Origin of the sequence: Nonomuraea sp. LPB2021202275-12-8, from assembly GCF_037044575.1 — a bacterium.
GTDB lineage: Bacteria > Actinomycetota > Actinomycetes > Streptosporangiales > Streptosporangiaceae > Nonomuraea.
In genome coordinates this window covers 83,584-104,404 of record NZ_JBAHWD010000029.1, presented here as the reverse complement: position 1 = coordinate 104,404, position 20,821 = coordinate 83,584, and the positions used below count along the sequence as shown (strand labels likewise).

General features: G+C 72.8%; 22 protein-coding genes and 1 pseudogene. 12 read left to right on the top strand and 11 right to left on the bottom strand.

All coding sequences use genetic code 11. From position 1 onward, the window contains the following. Positions 1 to 164: 164 nt before the first annotated feature. The gene (locus V5E28_RS36675; RefSeq protein WP_336213927.1) at positions 165 to 2,828 is read left to right on the top strand and encodes a DUF7824 domain-containing protein; all 2,664 of its coding nucleotides are present in this window, start codon (positions 165 to 167) and stop codon (positions 2,826 to 2,828) included. Between the two features lie 6 nt (positions 2,829 to 2,834). Here the strand turns inward: V5E28_RS36675 and V5E28_RS36670 are convergent, their stop codons facing one another. Together V5E28_RS36670 and V5E28_RS36665 are read right to left on the bottom strand one after the other, a co-directional pair. Then, positions 2,835 to 3,794 carry a hypothetical protein gene (locus V5E28_RS36670; RefSeq protein WP_336213925.1) on the bottom strand — a complete coding sequence of 320 codons (960 nt, stop codon included), beginning with the start codon at positions 3,792 to 3,794 and terminating at the stop codon, positions 2,835 to 2,837. Next, on the bottom strand, positions 3,791 to 4,339 hold the full coding sequence (locus V5E28_RS36665; RefSeq protein WP_336213923.1) for an RNA polymerase sigma factor: 549 nt from the start codon (positions 4,337 to 4,339) through the stop codon (positions 3,791 to 3,793). The genes V5E28_RS36670 and V5E28_RS36665 overlap by 4 nt, the downstream gene beginning before the upstream one ends. A 184-nt stretch (positions 4,340 to 4,523) precedes the next feature. Here V5E28_RS36665 and V5E28_RS36660 point away from each other — a divergent pair, with 184 nt between their 5' ends. Beyond that, on the top strand, positions 4,524 to 4,745 hold the full coding sequence (locus tag V5E28_RS36660) for a TetR-like C-terminal domain-containing protein (protein ID WP_336213921.1): 222 nt from the start codon (positions 4,524 to 4,526) through the stop codon (positions 4,743 to 4,745). Here V5E28_RS36660 and V5E28_RS36655 read toward each other — a convergent pair. Continuing rightward, complete coding sequence (locus V5E28_RS36655) at positions 4,696 to 5,694, bottom strand: phosphotransferase (RefSeq protein WP_336213920.1); 999 nt, start codon at positions 5,692 to 5,694, stop codon at positions 4,696 to 4,698. The two genes, V5E28_RS36660 and V5E28_RS36655, sit on opposite strands and share 50 nt — an antisense overlap. A 66-nt stretch (positions 5,695 to 5,760) precedes the next feature. Between V5E28_RS36655 and V5E28_RS36650 the strand changes: the two genes are divergently transcribed. Next, positions 5,761 to 6,207: a GNAT family N-acetyltransferase gene (locus V5E28_RS36650; protein WP_336213919.1), complete on the top strand. Its 447-nt coding sequence runs from the start codon at positions 5,761 to 5,763 to the stop codon at positions 6,205 to 6,207. A gap of 33 nt (positions 6,208 to 6,240) precedes the next feature. On the opposite strand, the gene V5E28_RS36645 is transcribed toward V5E28_RS36650, so the two are convergent. From V5E28_RS36645 to V5E28_RS36610, 8 genes are all read right to left on the bottom strand, one after another. Beyond that, positions 6,241 to 6,711 (bottom strand): hypothetical protein, encoded by a 471-nt coding sequence (locus V5E28_RS36645; RefSeq protein WP_336213918.1) that lies wholly within the window; start codon positions 6,709 to 6,711, stop codon positions 6,241 to 6,243. Positions 6,712 to 6,765: 54 nt separating this feature from the next. Further along, the gene (locus V5E28_RS36640) at positions 6,766 to 7,593 is read right to left on the bottom strand and encodes an NmrA family NAD(P)-binding protein (protein WP_336213916.1); all 828 of its coding nucleotides are present in this window, start codon (positions 7,591 to 7,593) and stop codon (positions 6,766 to 6,768) included. A gap of 76 nt (positions 7,594 to 7,669) precedes the next feature. Next, positions 7,670 to 9,454: a S9 family peptidase gene (locus V5E28_RS36635; RefSeq protein ID WP_336213915.1), complete on the bottom strand. Its 1,785-nt coding sequence runs from the start codon at positions 9,452 to 9,454 to the stop codon at positions 7,670 to 7,672. Then, the gene (locus tag V5E28_RS36630; protein ID WP_336213914.1) at positions 9,451 to 11,238 is read right to left on the bottom strand and encodes an N-acetylglutaminylglutamine amidotransferase; all 1,788 of its coding nucleotides are present in this window, start codon (positions 11,236 to 11,238) and stop codon (positions 9,451 to 9,453) included. Before V5E28_RS36630 ends, V5E28_RS36635 begins: the two co-directional genes overlap by 4 nt. A gap of 31 nt (positions 11,239 to 11,269) precedes the next feature. Then, positions 11,270 to 12,394, bottom strand: coding sequence for a carboxylate-amine ligase (locus tag V5E28_RS36625; RefSeq protein ID WP_336213912.1), 1,125 nt, complete (start codon positions 12,392 to 12,394; stop codon positions 11,270 to 11,272). A 147-nt stretch (positions 12,395 to 12,541) separates the two neighbouring features. Continuing rightward, positions 12,542 to 13,786, bottom strand: a complete 1,245-nt coding sequence (locus tag V5E28_RS36620; RefSeq protein ID WP_336213911.1) for a PP2C family protein-serine/threonine phosphatase — start codon at positions 13,784 to 13,786, stop codon at positions 12,542 to 12,544. A gap of 180 nt (positions 13,787 to 13,966) precedes the next feature. Further along, positions 13,967 to 16,210 (bottom strand): protein translocase subunit SecD, encoded by a 2,244-nt coding sequence (gene secD, locus V5E28_RS36615; protein WP_336213910.1) that lies wholly within the window; start codon positions 16,208 to 16,210, stop codon positions 13,967 to 13,969. Between the two features lie 39 nt (positions 16,211 to 16,249). After that, on the bottom strand, positions 16,250 to 16,597 hold the full coding sequence (locus V5E28_RS36610) for a hypothetical protein (RefSeq protein WP_336213909.1): 348 nt from the start codon (positions 16,595 to 16,597) through the stop codon (positions 16,250 to 16,252). A gap of 190 nt (positions 16,598 to 16,787) precedes the next feature. On the opposite strand from V5E28_RS36610, the gene V5E28_RS36605 reads away from it, so the two are divergent. The 9 genes and pseudogenes from V5E28_RS36605 (at position 16,788) to V5E28_RS36565 (ending at position 20,821) form a co-directional block, all read left to right on the top strand. Next, positions 16,788 to 17,144 (top strand): hypothetical protein, encoded by a 357-nt coding sequence (locus V5E28_RS36605; protein WP_336213908.1) that lies wholly within the window; start codon positions 16,788 to 16,790, stop codon positions 17,142 to 17,144. Between the two features lie 137 nt (positions 17,145 to 17,281). Then, complete coding sequence (locus V5E28_RS36600) at positions 17,282 to 17,602, top strand: hypothetical protein (protein ID WP_336213907.1); 321 nt, start codon at positions 17,282 to 17,284, stop codon at positions 17,600 to 17,602. Further along, positions 17,599 to 18,462: a rod shape-determining protein gene (locus V5E28_RS36595; protein ID WP_336213906.1), complete on the top strand. Its 864-nt coding sequence runs from the start codon at positions 17,599 to 17,601 to the stop codon at positions 18,460 to 18,462. Before V5E28_RS36600 ends, V5E28_RS36595 begins: the two co-directional genes overlap by 4 nt. Before the next feature lie 96 nt (positions 18,463 to 18,558). Further along, positions 18,559 to 18,900 carry a TraR/DksA family transcriptional regulator gene (locus V5E28_RS36590; protein ID WP_336213905.1) on the top strand — a complete coding sequence of 114 codons (342 nt, stop codon included), beginning with the start codon at positions 18,559 to 18,561 and terminating at the stop codon, positions 18,898 to 18,900. A gap of 146 nt (positions 18,901 to 19,046) precedes the next feature. Beyond that, on the top strand, positions 19,047 to 19,424 hold the full coding sequence (locus V5E28_RS36585; RefSeq protein ID WP_336213940.1) for a TetR family transcriptional regulator C-terminal domain-containing protein: 378 nt from the start codon (positions 19,047 to 19,049) through the stop codon (positions 19,422 to 19,424). Continuing rightward, positions 19,421 to 19,543 (top strand): annotated as a pseudogene (locus V5E28_RS36580) (FAD-dependent oxidoreductase); the annotation flags it as partial. The gene V5E28_RS36585 and the pseudogene V5E28_RS36580, both read left to right, overlap by 4 nt. Before the next feature lie 89 nt (positions 19,544 to 19,632). Beyond that, positions 19,633 to 19,755, top strand: a complete 123-nt coding sequence (locus V5E28_RS36575; protein WP_336213941.1) for a hypothetical protein — start codon at positions 19,633 to 19,635, stop codon at positions 19,753 to 19,755. A 9-nt stretch (positions 19,756 to 19,764) separates the two neighbouring features. Further along, positions 19,765 to 19,971: a hypothetical protein gene (locus tag V5E28_RS36570; RefSeq protein WP_336213904.1), complete on the top strand. Its 207-nt coding sequence runs from the start codon at positions 19,765 to 19,767 to the stop codon at positions 19,969 to 19,971. A 52-nt stretch (positions 19,972 to 20,023) separates the two neighbouring features. Further along, positions 20,024 to 20,821: an alpha/beta fold hydrolase gene (locus V5E28_RS36565; protein WP_336213902.1), complete on the top strand. Its 798-nt coding sequence runs from the start codon at positions 20,024 to 20,026 to the stop codon at positions 20,819 to 20,821.

The window sequence follows — 20,821 nt, the reverse complement described above, 5'->3', positions numbered from 1 at the left end:
GTGTCCGGCACCTGCCGATGCATTGCAGATCGCCTAGATTTCGGTGGTGCCAACACCATCGATCCGGCGATCCGTGCGCGCCGTCATCGTCGACCGGGCCGAGCGGATGCTGTGGGGCATGACCCGGGGGCGGATTGTCGGAGCACCCCCCTATCGTCCCGATCATGACAAACGCTTGGGATCACGTACGCGCGGCGATAGACGCAGAGGACGCCGCCGCCGTCGCGACACTGGTCGCGGGATTCGACGACGCGCAGCGGCGCGAGGTGGCGCGCGAGCTGCCCGGTTACCTGCCGATCGCACGCGAGGCCGGAGAGCGCAGGGACGGTGAGCGAGAGCTGGAGCGCCAGGCCCGGTGGGCGGCACTCCAGGATCGGGCGCAGCGGATGGGCCGATCGGTCTACGACATGCCCGAGATGTACAGCCACGTCACCCAGGAGATCGGCAGCCGCTGGATCGAGCCCATGCGGGTCGCGGGTGCGGGCGCCATCTCCGGAGCGGCGGGCGTCGCGGCCTGGCTCAACAAGCGTGACCTCGAGCGCGGCTGGGAGCCGCCCGAGGCCGACGATGTCCCGCTGATCGTCCGCGTCGTGGCCGCCAGGCCCGCCGCCTGGCAGGAGGATCTCGCCGTACGGCTGGCGTTGCGGCTGCGAAGCTCGCGCCCGCCGGCCGACAAGCGGGTGAGGCTGACCCTGGAGCTGCTTCGCGGCATCGGAGTCACACCGCCCGAGCACGACCCGCTCACGCTCGCCTGGATCGCGACCACCCCTGCCGCGGACCTGGCCGCCGACCCGCTGCTGGACGTGATGGCGCCGAGGCTGTTCGAGGCCGAAGGCGCGGGCAGGCTCCTGCGTGACGACCGGCACTGGGCCGCCGCCCTGGGCGAGCTGGCCGACGCCGGCAGGATCGGGCGCGAGAGCCTGCTCGCCGGCTGCCGGACCCGGTTCCTGCGCGGCGGTCAGGCGGCCGACCAGCGGTTCTTCCTGCGCCTGCACGAGCTGCTCGATCCGACCGGAGAAGAGGTCGCACCGCACCTGCGCGACTACCTCGCGTTGCTCCCCTCCGCTCCCGCGAACGTCGCCGACCTCGCGCTCAAGCAGGTCCGCCGCCTGGGGCCGGTGCCGCCCGAGCAGGCCGGCGAGGCGGTCGAGGGACTGCTGTTCCGCAGCGAGGGCAAGCTCGTACGCGCCGGGCTGGCCTGGCTCGACCGCCTGCTGAAGGATCCCGCCGGGGACCTCGACGCCTACGCGCCCGCGCTGGCCACCGCGCTGGTGTGCGAGTCGGCCGACGCCCGGGAGCGCGCGGTGAAACTGGCCGTCAAGCACGCGGGACGGTTCAGCCCGCTCGGGGCCGAGACGATCAGGGACGCCGTCGCGATGCTGCCCGCCCGGCAGGGCGCGGAGCTGGCGGCGGCCTTCGGCGGCGAGGCGGCGGCCGAGCCGGAGCCGACGCGTTTCCTCCCGTCGCCGCTCCCGCCCGTGCCCGAGCCCCCGAGGATGCCGCCGCCGGTGCGTGACCCGGAGAAGCTGGTGCGGCTCCACCTGTCCGAGTACGACTGGCTGAGTTCCGAGATCTGGCTGGACGGCTTCGTGCGGCTGGCGGCCGGGCGCGGGCAGGAGCGGGACCGGCTGATCACCGCCCTGGCTCCGCTCGCGGCACGCCACACGGGTGACCGCCGCCTGGAATGGTCGTGGTCGAGCGCCGACTGGGCCGCGGCGATGGCCCGGGAGCTGACCCACCCGGACGCCGATCGTTCAGCCGCCGGCACGTGGGTTCCCGCCATGACCCATGGCCCTCTCTGGAAGCTCATGCCGCTCTTCCGCTACGCCGAGGCCTACCAGGCGCTGGTGGCGGGGCGGCTGCCGCCGTGCCTGCTGAGCACCCCCACCCATGCCAACGGCCTGCTCGACCCGGAGGCCCTGGTCGAACGGCTGGAAGGCTACGAGCGCGCGGGCGTGGCCGCGCTGCCGCTGGACCTGCGGCAGGCGTTGCTGCGGCTGCGCCGCACCGTCACCGGCGAGGTCGCCGCGCGGGCGGCGCGGCTGACCGGGGAGGCGGGACGCCAGGTCGCCCGGTGGCTCGCCGAACGGCCCGCCGAGCCGCAGGTGGTGCTGCGGTGGACGGCCCACGAGGGCGACACCCGCATCGACTCCGAGTTCGTGCCGGGGCCTGAGTATGAGCAGGTGCTGGGCGATCTCCTCACTCCTCGCTTTCAGGACGAGTCGAGCGAGCAGCTGCTCGCCGTCCTCGCCGGGCACCGGGAGCTGGCCGCCGCCCGGTGCGTGTACGCGTTGAAGTCGTACTGGCCGCTGACCAGCCCCTCGTACAAGGACCTCGACCTGTTCGCCGCAGCCGAGGGGCCCGGAGGGCCCGGCCTGGCGCTGCTGCTGGCCTACTACCTGCTCATCGGACCCGACGGCGGAGCCGTGGGCCCGCTGCTGCGCCTGGCCGCCACCGGCGACCTGCCGGGCGAGGAGCTCGGCAGGCAGCTGGCCGTCCTGCTCCGGCGGGACGAGGGCGGCCCGTCCGGCGCCCTCGCCGCGCTGCGCGAGGCGGCCGAGAACGGCGCGCACCGGGAGGTGTGGCAGGTGATGGCGGGCCTGCTGACGGCCTACCTGCCGGGGCCGGGCGAGCGGGCCACGACCGCGCACACCCGGCTGATGACGTTCGCGGCAGAGGTGGCCGAGTGGGCGGACGCGCGGGGCGAGCTCGCGGTTGTCGCCGAGCTGGCGGGCCGGGGGCGCGGCAGTGAGCTGGTGCGGCAGGCGCGGCGCCTGCACGGCCGGCTCACCGGCCCGTCATCGACTCCGGCCGGCGTGCCGGCCTGAGGTCGGTCAGGAGGTGGGGGGTGGCGCGCTGCCGTTGTAGAAGGGGTTCTCGGGCAGGCGTCCGGGTGTGACGAGCAACCTGATGACTCCGGCCTTCACCTGCCAGGCGTTCCAGACGGTCCAACCGGGTCCGACCTGATCCGCGGGGAGCGGCTCGAAGGAGGTCATGGCGCCGGTTCGCTCGTCCATCCTGATCAGGCTGAACGTCGCGGTCAGGCCGCGCTCGCGCGCCTCGGCCAGGATGTCGTCCACCGGGCGGCCGTTCCGGAGCCGGACACCGTCGAACATCTCGCCCGGCGCCATGGCCGAGTCGAAGTTCGCGTACTCCTCCCCCGGCTTCGCCTGGCGTCCCAGCCGGACATCCACGTCACCGGTGAAACCGGCTGGGACGCGCATCACCATGACGCAGTCGCCGTCCTGTCCCGGCCGGCATCCCTTGGGCACCGTGTCCATCGACAGCCTGACGCCTCCGATCAGTGGGCCCTCGGGTTCGGTCTTGATCTCCGGTGCGGGCGTGTCCCCGGCCGAGATCATCATGCCGAGGATCTCGCCGACACCGCCCGGTGAGACCGGCACCGGGCGCAGCCTGATGCTCAGGCCCACCGCGTGGAACGCCTCGGTGTACTCGTCGTGGTCGGCGAACGGGTCCTTGATGCGGGCGACGAACTGGTCGCCTTCCCGGTGGATCTCCACCGCGGCGTTGGCGTAGGAGATCGCCTCGCCACCTCCGCCCAGCAGGCTCGGCCCCAGCACGACCCCCATCACCAGGCCCGCCGTCAGCACGGCCGCGGAGGCCGTCCGCAGCACGAGCCGGCGCGGGCCCCTCGGCGCGGCGGGAACGGCATCGCGCTCGTGGGCTGTGACCGAGGCCAGCAGCGCCCGAGCCCCCGCGCCGGACGCCTTGCTGTCCGGCCGTCCCGGCTCGACCCGGGCCAGCGGCCTCAGCAGCTCGTCGACGTCTCTCATAGCGACCTCCTGGCCGGGACCATCCGGGTTTCGTGGGTGTACCGGACACTGGCTTCGTCGAGGGCGCGCGAGAAGCGCCTGCGGGCTCGATAGAGCCTGATGCGCACGGCGTTGCGTGAAAGGCCGAGCATCGTGGCGATCTCCTCGCGTTCCAGGCCTTCCCAGGCGACCAGCGAGAGGATCTCGCGGTCATCGTCGGACAGGGTGCGGAACACCTGGGCGACCGCGCTCAGCTCGACCCCGCTGTCAGGAGCGTCCCCGTACAGGTCGGCTATCTCGGCGTCGAGCTCCACGCTGCGACGCCGGACGGCGCTGCGCCGGTGGTCGGCCAGCACCCTGCGCGCCACGCCGAACAGCCAGAGCCTGGCCTCCCGTCCCCGGGGCAGGTCGCCCATCCGGCGCCAGGCGATGGCGAAGGTGTCGGCCACGACGTCGGCCGCGTCCTGCGGCGATTCACAGCGGCGCGCGGCGTAGGCCGCGATCTGGTCGTACGTCTCCCGGTAGACGGCCTCGAACCGGGCCGCCTCACCGTCGTCGTCATCCACGGGCGGTTCCCACGGCTGGTCTCCTTCGTCAGTACGAGATGCGAACATCACCTACATGGCGGGAGTGACCCCATCATTTCACCCGAATTCCGGACAGTCGGCCTGGCGAGCCGAGCGGCGGCAGGCGACGTGGCCTTCCAGGCGGGTTGACCGCGTCGGCTAATGGCATTAGCTCGAGCGCCTCGTGGGCATCATGCTCGCCGCGTTGCGCGCGTACGACCTGGAGGGGTCCGAGGCGATCCACGCGGCGCGCTGCCTGCGCGCGGCCACCCACGGGTTCGGGATGCTGGAGGCGGCGGGCGCCTTCCAGCGGCCCGAGGAGCTGGACCAGAGCTACGAGTTGCTGATCCACATGGTCATCTCGGGCCTGCGCTCCCCCCGGCGAGGTGCTCGACCGTCCGGGTGAGGCCCTGCCAGGCCGTCTCGGTGTCGGGATTGCGGGTGTGCGGGGCGCGGAACCAGGCGGCGAAGTCGGCCACGTCGGACAGAGCCCAGCGCAGGCGGTAGAGCTCGACGGCGGCCGGGTCGACGGCGTGCCCGGTCGTCTCGGTGTAGCGGGCGAAGGCGGCGGGGTCGGCGGACACGACGGACAGGTCGCGCTCGGGGACGGCGAGGCCGACGGTGTCCCAGTCGACCAGCAGATAGCCGCCGTCACCCAGCAGGAGGTTGCCGGGATGCGGCTCGCCGTGCGTCACCACCAGGGCGGCGCCCCGGCCGCGGACGTCGCCGTCCAGCCGGTCGAAGTCCCGCAGGCGGGCGCGCAGGGCGGTGGCGTGGGCGGCGACGAGCCCGCGGGCGGGCTCGGAGAAGGGACCGCCCCGCCAGGTCGTCGCCGCTTCGGACAGGGCGGCTTCGAGCCCGGCCCGCCCCGGCAGGGCGGGCGCGATGGCCGGGACCGGCTCCGGCGGAGTGCGACTGTGCAGGTCGGCCAGCAGGTCGAGGACCATCCCCCGCTCCTCCGGTGTCTGCTCCTGGCCGAACTCCCCGGCCGTGCCGGGCAGGTACGGGAAGACGCTCAGCCCGTAGCGGGCGTCGAGCGGCACCACCGTTTCGCCGCTCGGCGCGCGTAAAGGCGCCACCACGAAGGAGAGCCCGTCGCGCTCGCGCAGGACCGCCGCGGTCTCCATGGCCCGCCGCAGGCCGGCCAGCGCCGCCACGGCCCCTTGCCCGCAGTGCTCCTTGTGGTCCAGGTCGGCGACCGTGGCGAACCATCTCTCACCTGCGGCGTCGGTGACGGTCCAGTGGTAGTCGCCGAAGCCGACCGGGGCGTAGCCGATGGTCGTGGCGTGCAAGCCGAAGCCCCGCAGTCCGGCTCGCAGGCGGTCCTCGTCGAAGCCCTCCGGAAGATCCTCCACGAGGTGCCAGCCTAGCTCGCGCCGCCGAGGCTTCTGGCGGCCATCGCGCTGCGCTACCTTGTCGCCGTGCCCCGACTCGAAGAGATCACGCCGGAGAATCTCTCCACTGCCGTCGACATCAGGGTGAGCCCGGAGCAGGAGCCCTTCGTCGCCCCTGTGATGGCCTCACTCGCCGAGGCCTACGCGTCCCGGCACACCGCCTGGCCGCGCCTGGTCTACGACGGTGATCGCGCCGTCGCGTTCATCATGGGCAACTTCGACCCTGACAACGAGGTCGACGCCTTCCGCTGCGGCATCTGGCGGCTCAACGTCGCCGCGCACGAGCAGCGCAAAGGCTACGGCCGCTTCGCCGTGCACGCCCTGTGCGAGGAGGCCCAGCGGCGCGGCCACCGGCGGGTCACGGTCCTGTGGGAGCAGGGTGAGGGCGGGCCGGAGGCGTTCTACCTGAGGCTTGGCTTCAAGCCCACCGGCGAGGTCCTCTACGGCGAGGTCGTGGGGGAACTTCCGCTCTGATCCTCTGGTTCACGGCCGGCCGCCGCCACGTTCTCATCCGAGATCGGCGGCCAGTTCGGCCGCGGTCGCCAGGTCGGTGGTGAGGGTCTCCCGGTCGGCCGCGGTCAGGTCCAGCGCGCCGATTTCGGCGAGCAGCGCGGCCGCGAGGTCGTCCCGGCCGGTGCGAACCCGCAGTTCGGCGAGGTAGACCAGCGCGGGCAGGCGCTGGGCGGGCGACGCGCCCCGATGCTGGGCGAGCGCATGAACGGCCGCTTCCCGCGACTCGCCGCACTGGGCGAGGCCGGCGCATTCGCCGTGTCGGACTCCACGCTGCCCTACACGCTGCAACGGGCGCTGGACCGCTTCACCTTCGGCCTCGACCTCGTCCTCGTCCTCCATCGACGCCCGGATCACGACGGCAGGGGCGTGACGCGAGAGGGCGACCGCCATCGGCTCCGACGGCGCTGCTCGACCGGCCTCCGAGGGGCTGGGGGCTGCTTGTATGGTGCGCTCCTCGACGTTCACCAGGAGCGCTCGCCGGGGAGCGCGGCCCCGCACGGGCCAGGGCGGCGTGAGCGGTCAGACATCCGCTGCGTGTGCCAGGCGTCGGGCGTAGGAGGCGAAGTCGGCGGGTTCGCGACCAAGGGCGCGTTGCACGCCGTCCGAGAGCGCGGCGCCACGGTCGTGGCGGATGTGCGCGAACAGCGCCGAGGTGATCTCGGCGTAGTCGTCCGGAAGCCCGGCCGCGGCGAGGTCGGCGCGGTACTGCTCGTCGCTGATCGGCGTGAAGCGTACGGCGCGGCCGGTCGTGCGGGCGATCTCGGCCACGGCCTGGCCCCAGGTCAGCGCTCTGGGGCCGGACAGCTCGTAGATCTCTCCTGCGTGACCGTCGCCGGTCAGGGCGGCGACCGCGACCTCGGCGATGTCCTCGGCGTCGATGAACGGCTCGTGCCCCTCACCGGCGGGTAGCCGCAGATCCCCTTGGGCCACCGGACCGGCGATGAGTGGGTCCTCGCTGAAGTTCTGGGCGAACCAGGACGGCCGCAGAATCGTCCAGGCCACTCCCGTTTCGCGCACCGCGTTCTCGACGGCGAGCCCGGCCGGGTCACCCATCTCGGCCCAGGTCCTGGCCGACAGCAGGACCAGCCGGTCCACGCCGCGCGCGACGGCCAGCCCGGCGAAGGCACGCACCTCTGCCACGGCGCCCGCGCCCTGGGAGTCGACCAGATAGACGGCGCCGACTCCGGCCAGCGCCGGTTCCCAGGTCGTCTCGTCGGCCCAGTCGAATCGCGCCGGGCCCGACCGAGACGCCACCCGTGCGGGCACGCCACGGCGATCCAGCAGGGCGGCCACCCGCCGCCCCGTCTTGCCGGTGCCACCGGTGACGAGGATCGATGAAGGAGACATGTCACCCAGTAAACCGGCATCCGGCTGGACGGGCGATGGTCCAGCCCCGAACACCAGGGCACCGGCGCGGCCCCTGTCAACGGGTGATCAGGTGCTCCGCCAGCCAGTGCACGACGGTGGTGATGTAGGCGACCCTGTTGGAGACCCGGCGGATCTCGTGCCCCTCGTCCTCGAACACCAGGTGGTCGCAGGGCAGGCCGAGCGCCGCGGCCGCCTCTATCACCTGTTCGGCCTGGTGGAGGGGGACGTTGGTGTCGCGGGCGCCGTGCACGACCAGGAGCGGGGCCCGGACCCGGTCGAGGGAGCGCAGCGGCGACAGGGCCCGCAGCAGGTCGCGGTCGGCATCCGGATGGCCGTACTCCCTGACGGCCGCCGCGGCGATCCATGGCTCGGTGCGGGCGTAGAAGGTCTCGAAGTCGGCGATGCCGCACACGTCCACGCCCGCCCGGAAGAGCGCGGGATGGGCTACCAGGGCGGCCAGCGTCAGATAGCCGCCGTACGACCAGCCCATGCAGGCGATCCGCCGCGGGTCGGCGAGTCCGAGCCGGTCCAGCTCCGCGGCGCAGTCGGCCACGTCGTCGATCGCCCGGAAGCGGCGCTCGCGGTCGTCGGCCTCCCTGAAGGCCCGCCCGAACCCGGACGAGCCGCGCACGTTCGGCGCGAACACCCCGATGCCCGAGGCGAGCAGGTGCTGGAAGAGCGGGTTGAAGGTGGGGCGCTCCTGGTCTTCCGGGCCTCCGTGCAGGAAGACGACGTACGGCGCCCGCCCCGAGGCGTCCGGTGGCCGGTACAGCCACCCCGTCAGCTCCAGCCCGTCGCGTGCGGGGAAGCGCACCGGCTCCGCCCGCGCCGCGTCGGGCAGCAGCCCCTCGCCGGCCACCGGCTCGAAGGCGCCGTTCTGGAGATCGCACAGGAACACCTGCGACGGGCGCCCTGGCCCCTCCGCGGCGAGGACCGCCCGGCCGCCGTCCAGCGCCATCCGGATCGAGGTGACGACGTCGGCGGGCAGTTGCGGCAGGTGCACCACCGTCTCGGTGCCGAGATCGACGAGGTCCAGCTCGGAGCGGCCCAGCTCGTTCCACACCAGGACGGCGCGGCGCCCGTCGGCGCTGAGCGCGAACTGGTCCAGGTCCGCTCCCGGCCGCTCGGCCAGCACCTCGGCGGCGCCGTCGTGGTGCACGGCCAGCAGCGCCGCCCGGTCGCGGCCGGCGTCCGACAGCAGGTAGGCGGTGCCGCCGTCGGGCGACAGGATGCCGTAGTCGGTGGAGCCGGGCAGCTCCGACAGCAGCTCCCGCTCGCCGTGCCGGACGTCGTGCAGCGACATGCGGCGGGCGCCGCGCGGGCCACGCCGCAGCAGCAGCGTGGCGTGGTCCCGGCTGACGGCGGCCGGGCGCAGCAGCGTGCCCGCCGCGACGACCTGGCGGCCTCCGGTGCCGGCGTCGGCGAGCACCGCCTCGGCCCGGCCGGAAGCGTCCGTCTCGGCGACCAGGAGCACCTCGCCCCGCCCGGTCCAGCGCACGAACGACGCGGACCCGCCCGGTGGCGCCGCGAGCGGGCGCAGGTCGCCGCCGTCCGGCCGGACGGTCCAGACCTGCGTGTGCTCGCCGCCGCCGGGTGCGAGCTGCACGGCAAGCCGGCCGCCGGTCGGCGCCCAGTGCACGTCCACGACCGGGTGCGGGCCGGTGTCGACCGGCCTGGCGGGCGCCTCGGGCCGCAGCGGCCGGATCCACACGCGGGGCGAGCCGTCCAGGTCGCTGCCGAAGGCGACGGAGCCGCCGTCCGGCGCCAGGGCCGGTGTCCAGCAGCTCCACGCCGTAAGGCTCGCCCGCGACGGCAGGTGCGTGTGGGGCCCGATCGTCACACGTCGTGAGCTTGCAGCCATAGCTCCAGGAGTCCGATTTGCCACAGCGAGTTGACGCCGGTCGTGGTCCTGTCCCGGTCGGGGTCGGCGAGCAGGCGGTCCACGTACGACTGCTTGAACAGCCCGCGCGAGCGGGCGGCGGGGCTGGTGAGCGCGTCGCGGACGTGCTCGAGGAAGGGCCCGTCGAGGTGCCGGATGGCGGGCACCGGGAAGTAGCCCTTCGGCCGGTCGACCACCTCGGCGGGCAGGATCTCGCGCGCGGCGTCCTTGAGCACGCCCTTGCCTCCGCCGGCCAGCTTGAGCTCGGCGGGGCAGGCTGCGGCCAGCTCGACCAGCTCGTGGTCCAGGAACGGCGTACGCGCCTCCAGGCCGTGGGCCATCGTCATGTTGTCGACCCGTTTGACCGGGTCGTCCACAAGCATGGCGGTGGTCTCCAGGCGCAGCACCGCGTCGAGCGCGGTGTCCGCGCCCGGCCGGGCCAGGTGCTCGCGGATGTAGTCGCCGCTGGCGTCCCGCTCCAGCAGGTGCTCGGGCGTCACAATGTCCGCGAGCGCCTGGTGCGGGCGGTCGGCGAACTCCTTCAGGTACGTCGGCGCGGCCTGTTCGCGCGGTACGCCGGCCAGCGGCGGGAACCAGTCGTAGCCCGCGAACACCTCGTCTGCGCCCTGCCCGGACTGCACGACCTTGACGTGCTGGGCGACCTCCTGCGACAGCAGGTGGAAGGCGACGCAGTCGTGGCTGACCATCGGCTCGCTCATCGCCAGCACCGTCTGCTCCAGCCCGGACAGCAGGCGGCCGTCCGGAATGCGGATGCGGTGGTGGTCGGTGCCGAACCGCCGCGCGACCAGATCGGAGTAGGCGAACTCGTCGCCCCGCTCACCCCCGGCGGACTCGAACCCGATGCTGAAGGTGGCCAGCCCTTCCTGTCCCTCCTCGGCCAGCAGCGCGACGATCAGGCTGGAGTCCAGCCCGCCGGACAGCAGCACGCCCACGGGCACGTCCGCCACCATCCGCCGTCGGACGGCCGCGCGCAGCGACTCCCGCACCGCCTCGCGCCACTGCGCGGCACTCAGCCCGGCGTGCTCCGACAGCGCGGAGCGGGTGTAGTCCGGGTCCCAGTAGCGCAGGTCGGTGCTGGTGCCGTCGGCCTCGATGGTCCGTACGGTGGCCGCGGGCAGCTTGCGCACGCCCGAGAGGATGGTGCGCTCGCCGGGCACCAGCGAGTGGAAGGTCATGTAGTGGTGCAGGGCCACCCGGTCGATGCCGGTGTCCAAGCCGCCGCCGGCGAGCAGCGCGGGCAGTGTGGAGGCGAAGCGCAGCCGATCGCCGTTCCGGGTCAGGTACATCGGCTTGATGCCGAGCCGGTCGCGGCCCAGGGTGAGCCTGCCGGTGTCGCGCTCGGCGACGGCGAAGGCGAACATGCCCTTGAACCGCTCGACGCAGCTCGCACCCCACCGGTGAAAGGCCTTCACCAGCACCTCGGTGTCGGAGGTGGAGTAGAACCGGTAGCCCGCGCCGCGCAGCTCCTGGCGCAGCTCGCGGTAGTTGTACAGGCAGCCGTTGAACACCGCCGCCAGCCCCAGTTCGCCGTCCACCATGGGCTGGGCGGCCTTGTCCGAAAGGTCGATGATCTTCAGGCGGCGGTGGCCGAGGGCGACCGGGCCGAGCGACCACAGACCGGAGCCGTCCGGGCCCCGTTCGTGCATCGTCTCGGTCATCCGTCCCACGGCACCGATGTCCGCCTCCTCACCGTCGAACCGGATCTCGCCGCTCAACCCACACATACGTCACCTCTGCACTTCGCGATGGATGCCTTCACGCGGCCGATTTCCCGCTCGTCAGGCCGCCGGACCGGGTCTCGGCGAGCAGCAGGTCGACCACGTCGGCCAGGTCGCCGCGGCGGGCGAAGGCCTGGCGCTGGCGCTCGGCCGAGCTGCCCCTGGCCACCGCCTCGGCGGCCAGGCCGGAGACGAGCTCCCAGTCCGAGGACTCCTCCAGTTGCGGGCGCAGGCTCTCCACCAGGCGGGAGATCACCTGCCCGGCCGGCGCGGGCCCCCCTTCGACGGGGTCCACCAGCTCGCCCTCCAGCCCCGAGCGCGCCGCCTGCCAGCGCGCGGCCCGCACCGGCTCGAGCTGCACCTCCCGGTCGGGATCGCGGCGCACCTCGGCCAGCTCTCTGGCCACCAGCGCCCTGAACAGCCCGGCGATCAGCACAATGTCGGCCACGCGTGGGCAGGAGTCGCAGATCCGCAGCTCGACGGTGGGGACGTGCGCCGACGGCCGGATGTCGTAGTAGATCATCCCGGAGTCGCTGATCACACCGGACCGGATCAGCTCCTCGATCATCTCCTCGTACTCGGCGGCCGACTCGAACTTCGCCACCGGCCCGGCGGTGGGCCAGCGCTGCCAGACCAGCGTCCGGTAGCTGGCGTAACCGGTGTCGGCGCCGAGCCAGTACGGGGAGCTGGAGCTGAGCGCCAGCAGCGGCGGCAGCCACGGCGCCAGCCGGTGTGCGACGGCGATCGCCAGGTCCGGATCGGTGATCTCGGCGTGCACCTGGGTCCCGCAGATGAGCTGCTCGCGGGTGAGCATCTGATAGTCGTCGAGCATCTGCTCGTAGCGCGCGTCGGGCGACACCTTCATCTGCTGCATGTCGGCCAGCGGCACGCTGCCCGCCGCCACGATGCCGAGTCCCACCTCCGCCGCCGTGCCGATCAGCGTCTCCCGCATCCCGTCCAGGTCGCGGGCGAGGTCCTCCAGCCGGGCGAAAGGCTTGCTGTTGGCCTCCACCGTGGAACGCTGCAGCTCCTCGGTGAAGCGGTCCTTCGGCAGCATGTCCAGCAGGAGCCCCGACTTGGAGACCAGTTGCCGCGTCCGGGCGTCGACGATGTGGAACTCCTCCTCCACGCCGATCGCGATCTCTCCCGCTGCATCCGTCATCATGACCACCCTTAGCTCGTCCGTAGTCCGGTCATCTCCCCTAAAAGATGCCCTTTGCACCTTTGGGAGTTCGCTGACCAGCGGAATGACCGGCTTTACCAGCGGTAGAGCAACGGTCAGGCGGTCATCCGTCCCGCTCGGCGACGGTCAGGAGAGGTTGCCCTTGACCGAGCAGGTGCCCGTGCGCCCGTGCCACTCTGTGAGCAGCACGGTGGCGTCGTCCTGGAGACGGCCGTCGTGGTGGTCGAGCACGTCCTTGATGAGCCGGCGCAGGGTCTCGGGCACGGGCAGCCGGGCGGCGCAGTGGCGCAGGATGAATTCGACGAAGCGCACCAGCCCGAACTCCTGGCCCTGATAGCTGCCCGCCTCGACGATGCCGTCGGTGTAGAGGAGCAGGCGGTCGCCCGGTTCGAGCTGCTCGCGGCAGACGGTGGTGGGCTGGCCGAGACCCAGCCCGAGGGGCGGGACCGGGGAGCAGTCGAGCGCGGTGGTCCACCTGCCGCCCCGGATGAGGATGGGCGGAGGGTGGCCCCGGTTGATCCAGGTGAGCATGCCGGTGCGCAGGTCGAAGTCGGCGATGATCGCGGTGACGAAACGGGCGGCCTCCCCGAACTCCTTCAGCAGCAGGCTCTCGATGCCCTCACCGTTGCTCGCCAGGTCCGCGCCTTGGCGGCGCTGGTTGCGGCAGGTCGCCAGCGCCAGGTTGGCGGCCAGGCCGGCGGCCAGATCATGGCCCATGGCGTCGAAGATCGCCAGGTGGACGACGTCGTCCGCCAGCGAGTAGTCGAAGGCGTCGCCGCCGATCTCGTAGGCCGGCTCCAGCACCCCGGAGATCGTCACCTCGGCGTTGGCGAACGTCAGCGGGGGCATCAGATGCCACAGCATCTCCGCCGCCACGTTCATCGGCCGCGAACGCATCAGGCGCGCGTAGCAGTCGCTGTAGGAGCGCTTGCTGGACAACAGGAGCGCCACCAGGCTCGCCAGTGCCCGCACGATCTCACCGTCGGCGTCGGCCCCCTTGCCGACCAGGACGCGGAGCACGCCGAGGCGTTCGGCGCCGTTCAGCAGCGGCACCCACCAGCAGTCCAGCCCCGCCGACTCCTCCGGCTTGCACAGGATCCGGCCCTCCTGGAAGGCCCGGCCGCCGTAGGTGGAGTCGATGCGCAGCTCGGCGGGCGGTTTGTCGTCGGTGTCCAGCAGCTCGGCGCCGTCCCGCCCGGGGAGCAGGCGCAGCGTGTTCTGCTGCAGGTCGGCGATGTAGATGAGGCAGTGCCGGATGCCGGCGTCCGGGGCGTACTGCGCCACCAGATCCGGGAGCTGCTCCAACGTGGCCTGCTGGCCGATGTCGAGCAGGCTGATCAGCATCCGCTGCACCCCGAGAGGGCTGTTCACGGCTTGTCCGCCCCCATTTCGCCTCATTCTTGCTGTTTATTATTGACAGCCGTTCCACTTAGGCGGCAAAAGCCCATGCCAAAGATCGACAAACGGCCAGGAACGTGCACGTTTGCCGTAAACGGTTCGTGGGTGTGACCGCCCCGCTGAGCGGTCACACCCACGGCCGTCAAGGCGCGGTCACAGGACCGCGCCCGTGCCCTCGCGCGACCGCTTGGCACGCGGCTTGGCCGGCTCCGGAGGCGGCTGCCTGTCGAACCTGCCGAGCACGATCGCCATCGGCCCGGCCACGAACGACGACGACAGCGTGCCCACCACGATGCCCGTGACCAGCGCGATCGCGAAGTCACGCAAGGAGTCGCCGCCGAAGACGCCCAGGGCCACCAGGATGAACAGCGCGCCCAGCCCGGTGTTGACCGTGCGCGGCATCGTCTGCAGGATCGCCCCGTTCACCGCCTCGGCCAGCGGCGCCTTGCGCCGGGCCGCCCACAGCTCGCGCACCCGGTCGAACACCACCACCTTGTCGTTGACGGAGTAGCCGACGACGGTCAGCATCGCGGCGAGGAAGACACCGTCGATCGGCTTGCCCAGCCAGGCGAACAGCCCGAGCACGACGGACACGTCCACCAGCAGCGCGAGCACGGCCGCCGTGCCGAACGTCCATCTGAACCGGAACGCCAGGTAGGCGAGCTGCGCCGCCACGGCCACACCGAGCGCGATCACCGCGTTGCGGCGCAACTCCTCGCCGAGGCTGGGCCCGATGAACTCGTCGCGCCGCTTGGTCACCTCTCCCGCCTGCCCCTCCAGCGCCTCCTGGATCCTGGCCACGTCGGCGATCGCGAGCTCGCCCGCCCGCACCGAGACGCCGTCGCCGGACGACTGCACCACCGCCCCGGGGAACCCGGCCTGCGACACCGCCTGCCTGGCCACGTCCGCCGCGACCGGCCTGGACGTGCCGAACTCCACGAGCCTGCCGCCGGTGAACTCGACGCCGAAGTTCAGCCCGCGGGCGAACAGCCCGGCGAGCGCCACCACGGCGAGCCCGCCCGCGACGGCCAGCCACAGCTTCCTGCGCGACATGAGCTGCGGGTTCGCCCGCGTCAGCCAGGTCCTGACGGAGCCGATGGAGCCGAGGCCCGACATGCGCGGCCCGATCCGGCCGATGACCATGTGGGTGAGCACGCGGGTGATCAGCATGGCCGACACCAGCGAGACGAGCACGCCGATCCCGAGCGTCACGCCGAACCCCTTGACCGGGCCGGACGCCAGCCAGAACAGCAGGCCGGCGGCGATCAGCGTGGTGATGTTGGAGTCGGCGATGGCACTCCAGGCGTTCTTGAACCCTCCGTTCAGTGCGGCTTTCAGGCCGCGGCGAGGAGCGTGGTGATACTCCTCCCTGGCCCGCTCGAAGACCAGCACGTTGGCGTCGACGGCCATGCCGATCGCCAGCACGAACCCGGCGAGGCCCGGCAGCGTGAACGTGGCTCCCATGGCCACCAGCGCGGCGTAGGCGATCAGGCCGTAACAGGCCAGCGCGACGGTGGCGAGCAGGCCGACGACGCGGTAGACGGCGATGATGAACAGCCCGGTCAGGATCAGGCCCGCGACGGCGGCCTTGGCGCTGGCCTCGATCGCGTCGGCGCCGAGGGTCGGCCCCACCGTGCGCTGCTCGACCAGGTCGAGCGGCACGGGCAGGGCGCCGCCCTTGATCAGCACTGCGAGGTCGCGCGCCTCCTCGTGGGTGAACGACCCGGTGATGTCGGTGGCCCCGCCGGGAATGCCGGTGCCGCACGGCACCGACGGGTCGAGCTGCGGCGAGGAGATGATCTCGTTGTCGAGCACGATCGCGACTCGGCGCTTCGGATCGCCCTCCGGGACGCAGGCGGCGGTGCCGGTCATCTTCTGCCAGGCCGCCGCGTCGCGGAACTCGACGCCCACCCACCAGCCGGGGCCGCGCTGGGGATCGCTCCGCTCGGTGGCGTCGCTGATGCCGTCACCGCTGATGGCGACGGGCCCGAGCTTCAGCGGCTGCCCGCCCTCGTCGGGCAGCGCCGTCTTGTCGCCCTGCTCGGCCGCGCCCTCTACCGGGTGGAAGGCGAGCTGGGCGGTGCGGCCGATGACCTCGGCCGCCTGCTGGGGGTCGAGCACGCCGGGCAGCTCGACGATGATCCGCTTCTCGCCGGAGCGGACCAGGGTGGGATCGACGACCCCGAGCGCGTCCGCCCGGCGGCGGAGCACGTCGAGGGCACGGTCGGTGGCGGCCGAGTCCGCCTTGACCGTCGGTGAGTCTCTCGTCTCGAAGACGAGCTGCGTACCGCCGCGCAGGTCCAGGCCCAGGCGCGGCGCTGCGGTGAAAGCGAGGATCAATGAGGTCGCGATGACGGCGAGCGCCGCCAGCGCACGCCAAAGGGGCGCACGTGACATGGAAGCCTCCACAGGCTCAGGTGTGCGGAAGAGGTGTCTTCAGAGCGCTGTGGAGGGCGGCGCCCGCGCGGGCGTGGCCGCCTGGAGGCGGACCACGGGGGTGCCGGTGGCGGGCCGCCGCACGACGACGACCCAGGAGATCCGGGCGCGCTGGCCGCCCGTCGCGAGCACGGCGGTCCCGCCGCCACCGCCGATCGCGGTGTACGAGCCTGCCCGCGCATGCGCCGAGGGCGGCTGGTAGGGCGTCTGCCGCGCACCGGGATGCTGCTCCGCCTGCCAGACCGCCTCGTGCACGGCGGCGACCTGGGCAGCGGCGTGAGCATGACCCGCCGCAGGCAGGAACCACGACAGCAGCAGGAGCAACGCGGCGGGCAGTCTGGTCCGCACCGTGCCTCCCTTCCCCTGTCGTGACCCTCTCACCGTAGCCTGCGACCGGCGCTCCCGCCGAGAACGCGCTCCACGACCGGCCCGTCGGCTCCGAGCAGCGGGCCGGTTCCGCGCGGGAACACGCTCTGTCCGCTCTGAGCGGCAAAGAGAGCCGGTGCCGTTGTCTGAAAAGTGGGCTATGGTCGGCCTCATGGCGACCTGGGGCACTTCACGTGGCTCCGCCGCTTTCACAGCGGTGGCGGGCCTGCTGCTGCTTGCCCTGGTCATCGTCGCGTCCGCGCCGACCTGGGCGGGGGGCGGCGTTCAGCGCTCCTCCGCCACCGACGTGATGACGCCCGGGTCCGAGGTGTCGGCGATGTCCACCATGCCGCAGCAACCGTTCAGGGGCCCCGAGCAGCTGCACAGGCTGAGCCTGCCCCGCCACCGCTCCGAGGTCGCCCCCGTGCGACCCGCCCTAGCCTGGCCGGAGGGCGGCTCGGCCGCCATCCGCGGCCCCCAGCAACCGGGGCACCGAGCCGCCGGCTCGCGCAGCCCTCCTCTCGCCTAGAGGTCCTCGACTTCTTCCCCCTGCCGCGCCCGCACGGGCTCGTCCGGGGCGCCGCGACGCGCCCCAGCGGCACCGGGGCTCATCGGCGTACCCCCACGCGGGCCGCGCCGGATTCCTCAGGCTGGGAGCGATGACTCATGGCTTCATTGCAGACATTCATGCAGGACTACGACCAGCACCTCGCGCGCCTCGAAGGGCTGCGCGAGCTGCTCGAGGAGCGGCTGCGCGCTGCCCGTGACGTGCTGGGCGCGGCCTCCGGCCCGGCCGCCGGGCCCGCCCGGGCGCAGGTCGCCGTGATCGAGGCCGCCATCGAGCGGATGGATCGCGGCCTGTACGGCACCTGCCGGCGGTGCAGCGCCTTCATCCCGTTCGACGTGCTGCTGCGAACCCCGCAGGAGCAGCTCTGCGCCGGCTGCAGGGGTACGGCGCGGGGGGAGACGGCGGGGACCGCGGCGTGATCGGCGACCGCCACGCGCCCTGGCTCTCGAGCCGGGCCGCGATCGACCTCGGCACGGCGCGGATCCGGCTCATGGGGCTCGGCCACCCGGTGATCATCGATGAGCCGGCCGTGGCGCCGGGCGGTGGGACCCGGCGGCCGGTCAGGCACGGCATGGTGTGGGACGCCGCTGCCTGCGCCCGGCTGGTGAGCAGGGTGCTCGGCACCGCACGGCACCCAGGGACCGCGCAACACCCAGGGACCGCGCAACACCCGGGGGCCGCGCATCATCCGGGCCTCGCGACTCCTGGCGCCAGGCGTCCGGAGCCCACGGCGGCCGTTGGCCGGCGGCCGGTGGAGCGCGTGCTGGTCGGCGTGCCAGTGACCGCCTCCCCCGCGCAGCGGACCATGACGGCCGGCGCCGTGGAGCTGGCGGCGGGGTGCACCGTGACCGTCGTCGAGGAGCCGCTGGCCGCGGCCGTCGGCAGCGGCCTGGACGTGACCGACCCCCGGCCGCAGCTCCTCCTGGACGTCGGCGCGGGCATCATCGAGGCCGTCGTCATCCGCGACGCCGCCGTCACCGACGCGGTCGCGGTGCAGATCCCGGAGGGCGACCACGACGGGCTGCCGCTCCATGTGCGGGAGCGGGTCACGGAGATGACCGCCGAACTGCTGGCCCGGGTGCCCGCCCATCTGCGGGGCGGCACGCGGGACCGCGGCCTGCTGCTCACCGGCGGCGGCGCCGGTGAGCCGAGGTTGGCCGCGGGGCTCTGCTCCCGGCTCGGACTCATGGTGAGCACGACACCCGAACCGGCGCACGCCACCGTCAGGGGCCTGGCCCGCCTCTGCCTGCCGCCTCTCGCGGCCCTGCTCGCCCTCTAGGCGACCGCCACGTGGGACGGCCCGGCGGCCGTCCCACGACTTTCCACGCCCTCACGACCTTCACGACTTCTCACGACTTCTCACGAAGGAACACCCATGACACAGCACGACGAACACACCATGCTCAGCGACACCCAGATGCAGACCATCACGGAGGATCTGCGGGCGCAGCTCATGTGGCGCACCTCCAGGCTCGACGAGCTCAGGGCGTTCGTGGAGGAAGGCGGCACGGACGACGGCTCCCGGCAGAACGTGCTCGCCGACCTGGCCGCGACCGAGCGCACCATCGCCGACATCGGCAAGAGCCTGGACCGGCTGGCGGACCGCTCGTACGGCCGGTGCGTCGAGTGCGACTCGGCCATCCCGTTCGAGCGGCTGAAGATCAGGCCGCTGACCCGCCACTGCATGCCCTGCCGCAAGCTGCACGAAGCACGCTGACGCCCCGGCCGCGTGCCTGCCCGAGGTGACGTCGACCGGGAGAGCTGACGTGACCGTCCCGTACGAAGAAGGGTGTTGACGTCCACGGTGGGGCCGACGCGGCGACGCTCCCGCTCCGCCGTGGCCCCGCCTGATCGAGCCGTCACCTGGACGCTGGTCCTGGCCTGTTCGCCCAGGAGCTGTCGCGGCAACCCGGCATCGACGAGGGAGTCGGCTGGCTGGTCGACGAGCTCTCCAGCTACACCGGCGCCGATCCGGCCTCGCTGATGATCGTGGAGATGTTCCTGGCCTCCACCAGGCTGCCGGAGCTGCGCGCCCGGCTCAACGAGCTGATCACCGCCTTCCGCCGCGAGGTGGCCTCCTGGCTGCGCGAGCGCGGCCATCCGGGTGACTCCATGGCGGCGGCGACGGTGCTGGCCGCCACCGTGGACGGCCTCATGCTCCACCGCGCGCTGGACCCCGATCTCGACCTCGGCACGCTGACCGGGCCGCTGCGCGCCCTGCTCAAGGAGGAACACCGATGAAGGCGCTCATCTGCGGCTCCGGCATCGCGGGGCTGACCCTGGCCTGGCACCTGGAGCGGGCCGGCTGGGAGGTGGAGCTGGTCGAGCGGGCGCCCGCGTTCCGCGACGGCGGTCGGGCCGGAGCACCGCTTCCTGCGCTACCTGGGCCACCAGGTGTCGGCGTACCTCGTGCACGACGAGGAGCTCGGGACCGCTGGAGCCGGGGCGGGTGGTGCTGCTCGGTGACGCCTGCCAGGCCGTCTCGCTGTTCGCCGGCCACGGCGCGTCGATGGGGATGGCCGCGGCCTGGGTGCTCGCCCGAGGGGGCGTGACGGACGCGCCGGCCCGCTAGGAGGAGCGCATGCGGCCCGCCGTCGCGCGGGTGCAGCGGTTCGGCCGCCGTTTCGTGAAGTGGATGGCACCGCCGACCCGGTGGCGCATCGCGGCCCGCGACGGGCTGATCCGCCTGGCCGGCCTGCCCGGCGGCGGACGCCTGTTCGTCAACTCGCTCAGCCCCGGCGGCCGGAATCTCATCACCAGCCACGTCGAGCACGTCCGCGGCGCGTAACGACTCTGGCCGGGCCCGGCGCGGCCGAGAGGCAAGTGGGACAATATCCGGTATGGACGTGCGAAGCAGGAACAACGTGGTGGTCACGGGGCGGCACGGCGCGCCGGTGATGATGCTCGCCCACGGGTTCGGCTGCGACCAGAACCTGTGGCGGCTGGCCGTGCCCGCGCTGGCCGAGGAGTTCGAGGTCGTCCTGTTCGACTATGTCGGCTCGGGCCGGTCGGACGTGTCCGCCTGGCGCGAGGAGCGCTACGCGAGCCTGGACGGCTACACCGACGACGTCCTGGACATCTGCCGCGAGCTCGACCTGCGGGACATGGTGTTCGTGGGCCATTCGGTCAGCGCCATGGTCGGCGTGATGGCGGCGGCGCGCGAGCCCCGCCGGTTCGCCAAGCTCGTGCTGCTCGTCCCCTCCCCGTGCTACATCGACAAGGGCGACTACCGGGGCGGCTTCAGCTCCTCCGACATCGACGAACTGCTCGAATCCCTGGAGTCCAACTATCTGGGCTGGTCGGCCACCATGGCCCCGATCATCATGGGCAACCCGGACCGGCCCGAGCTGGCCGAGGAGCTGACCAACAGCTTCTGCCGGACCGACCCGGAGATCGCCCGGGTGTTCGCGCGCACCACGTTCCTGTCCGACAGCCGCGCCGACCTGGCGTCGGTGGAGGTGCCCACGCTCATCCTGGAGTGCCGGCAGGACGCGATCGCGCCCCGCGAGGTCGGCGCGTACGTGCACGCCGCGATCCCCGGCAGCCGGATCGTCACGCTGGAGGCGACCGGCCACTGCCCGCAACTCAGCGCCCCGGATGCCACCGCCGAGGCCATCGCCGCCTTCGCCCGCGACTGA

Bases quoted from the DNA above. Each gene is read 5' to 3' on its own strand.
- V5E28_RS36640 (WP_336213916.1), bottom strand. From the start codon at position 7,593: ATGTCTCCTTCATCGATCCTCGTCACCGGTGGCACCGGCAAGACGGGG.
- V5E28_RS36670 (WP_336213925.1), bottom strand. From the start codon at position 3,794: ATGAGAGACGTCGACGAGCTGCTGAGGCCGCTGGCCCGGGTCGAGCCG.
- V5E28_RS36565 (WP_336213902.1), top strand. From the start codon at position 20,024: ATGGACGTGCGAAGCAGGAACAACGTGGTGGTCACGGGGCGGCACGGC.
- V5E28_RS36600 (WP_336213907.1), top strand. From the start codon at position 17,282: ATGGCTTCATTGCAGACATTCATGCAGGACTACGACCAGCACCTCGCG.
- V5E28_RS36570 (WP_336213904.1), top strand. From the start codon at position 19,765: ATGCGGCCCGCCGTCGCGCGGGTGCAGCGGTTCGGCCGCCGTTTCGTG.
- secD (WP_336213910.1), bottom strand. From the start codon at position 16,210: ATGTCACGTGCGCCCCTTTGGCGTGCGCTGGCGGCGCTCGCCGTCATC.
- V5E28_RS36630 (WP_336213914.1), bottom strand. From the start codon at position 11,238: ATGTGTGGGTTGAGCGGCGAGATCCGGTTCGACGGTGAGGAGGCGGAC.
- V5E28_RS36625 (WP_336213912.1), bottom strand. From the start codon at position 12,394: ATGACGGATGCAGCGGGAGAGATCGCGATCGGCGTGGAGGAGGAGTTC.
- V5E28_RS36675 (WP_336213927.1), top strand. From the start codon at position 165: ATGACAAACGCTTGGGATCACGTACGCGCGGCGATAGACGCAGAGGAC.
- V5E28_RS36605 (WP_336213908.1), top strand. From the start codon at position 16,788: ATGGCGACCTGGGGCACTTCACGTGGCTCCGCCGCTTTCACAGCGGTG.
- V5E28_RS36590 (WP_336213905.1), top strand. From the start codon at position 18,559: ATGACACAGCACGACGAACACACCATGCTCAGCGACACCCAGATGCAG.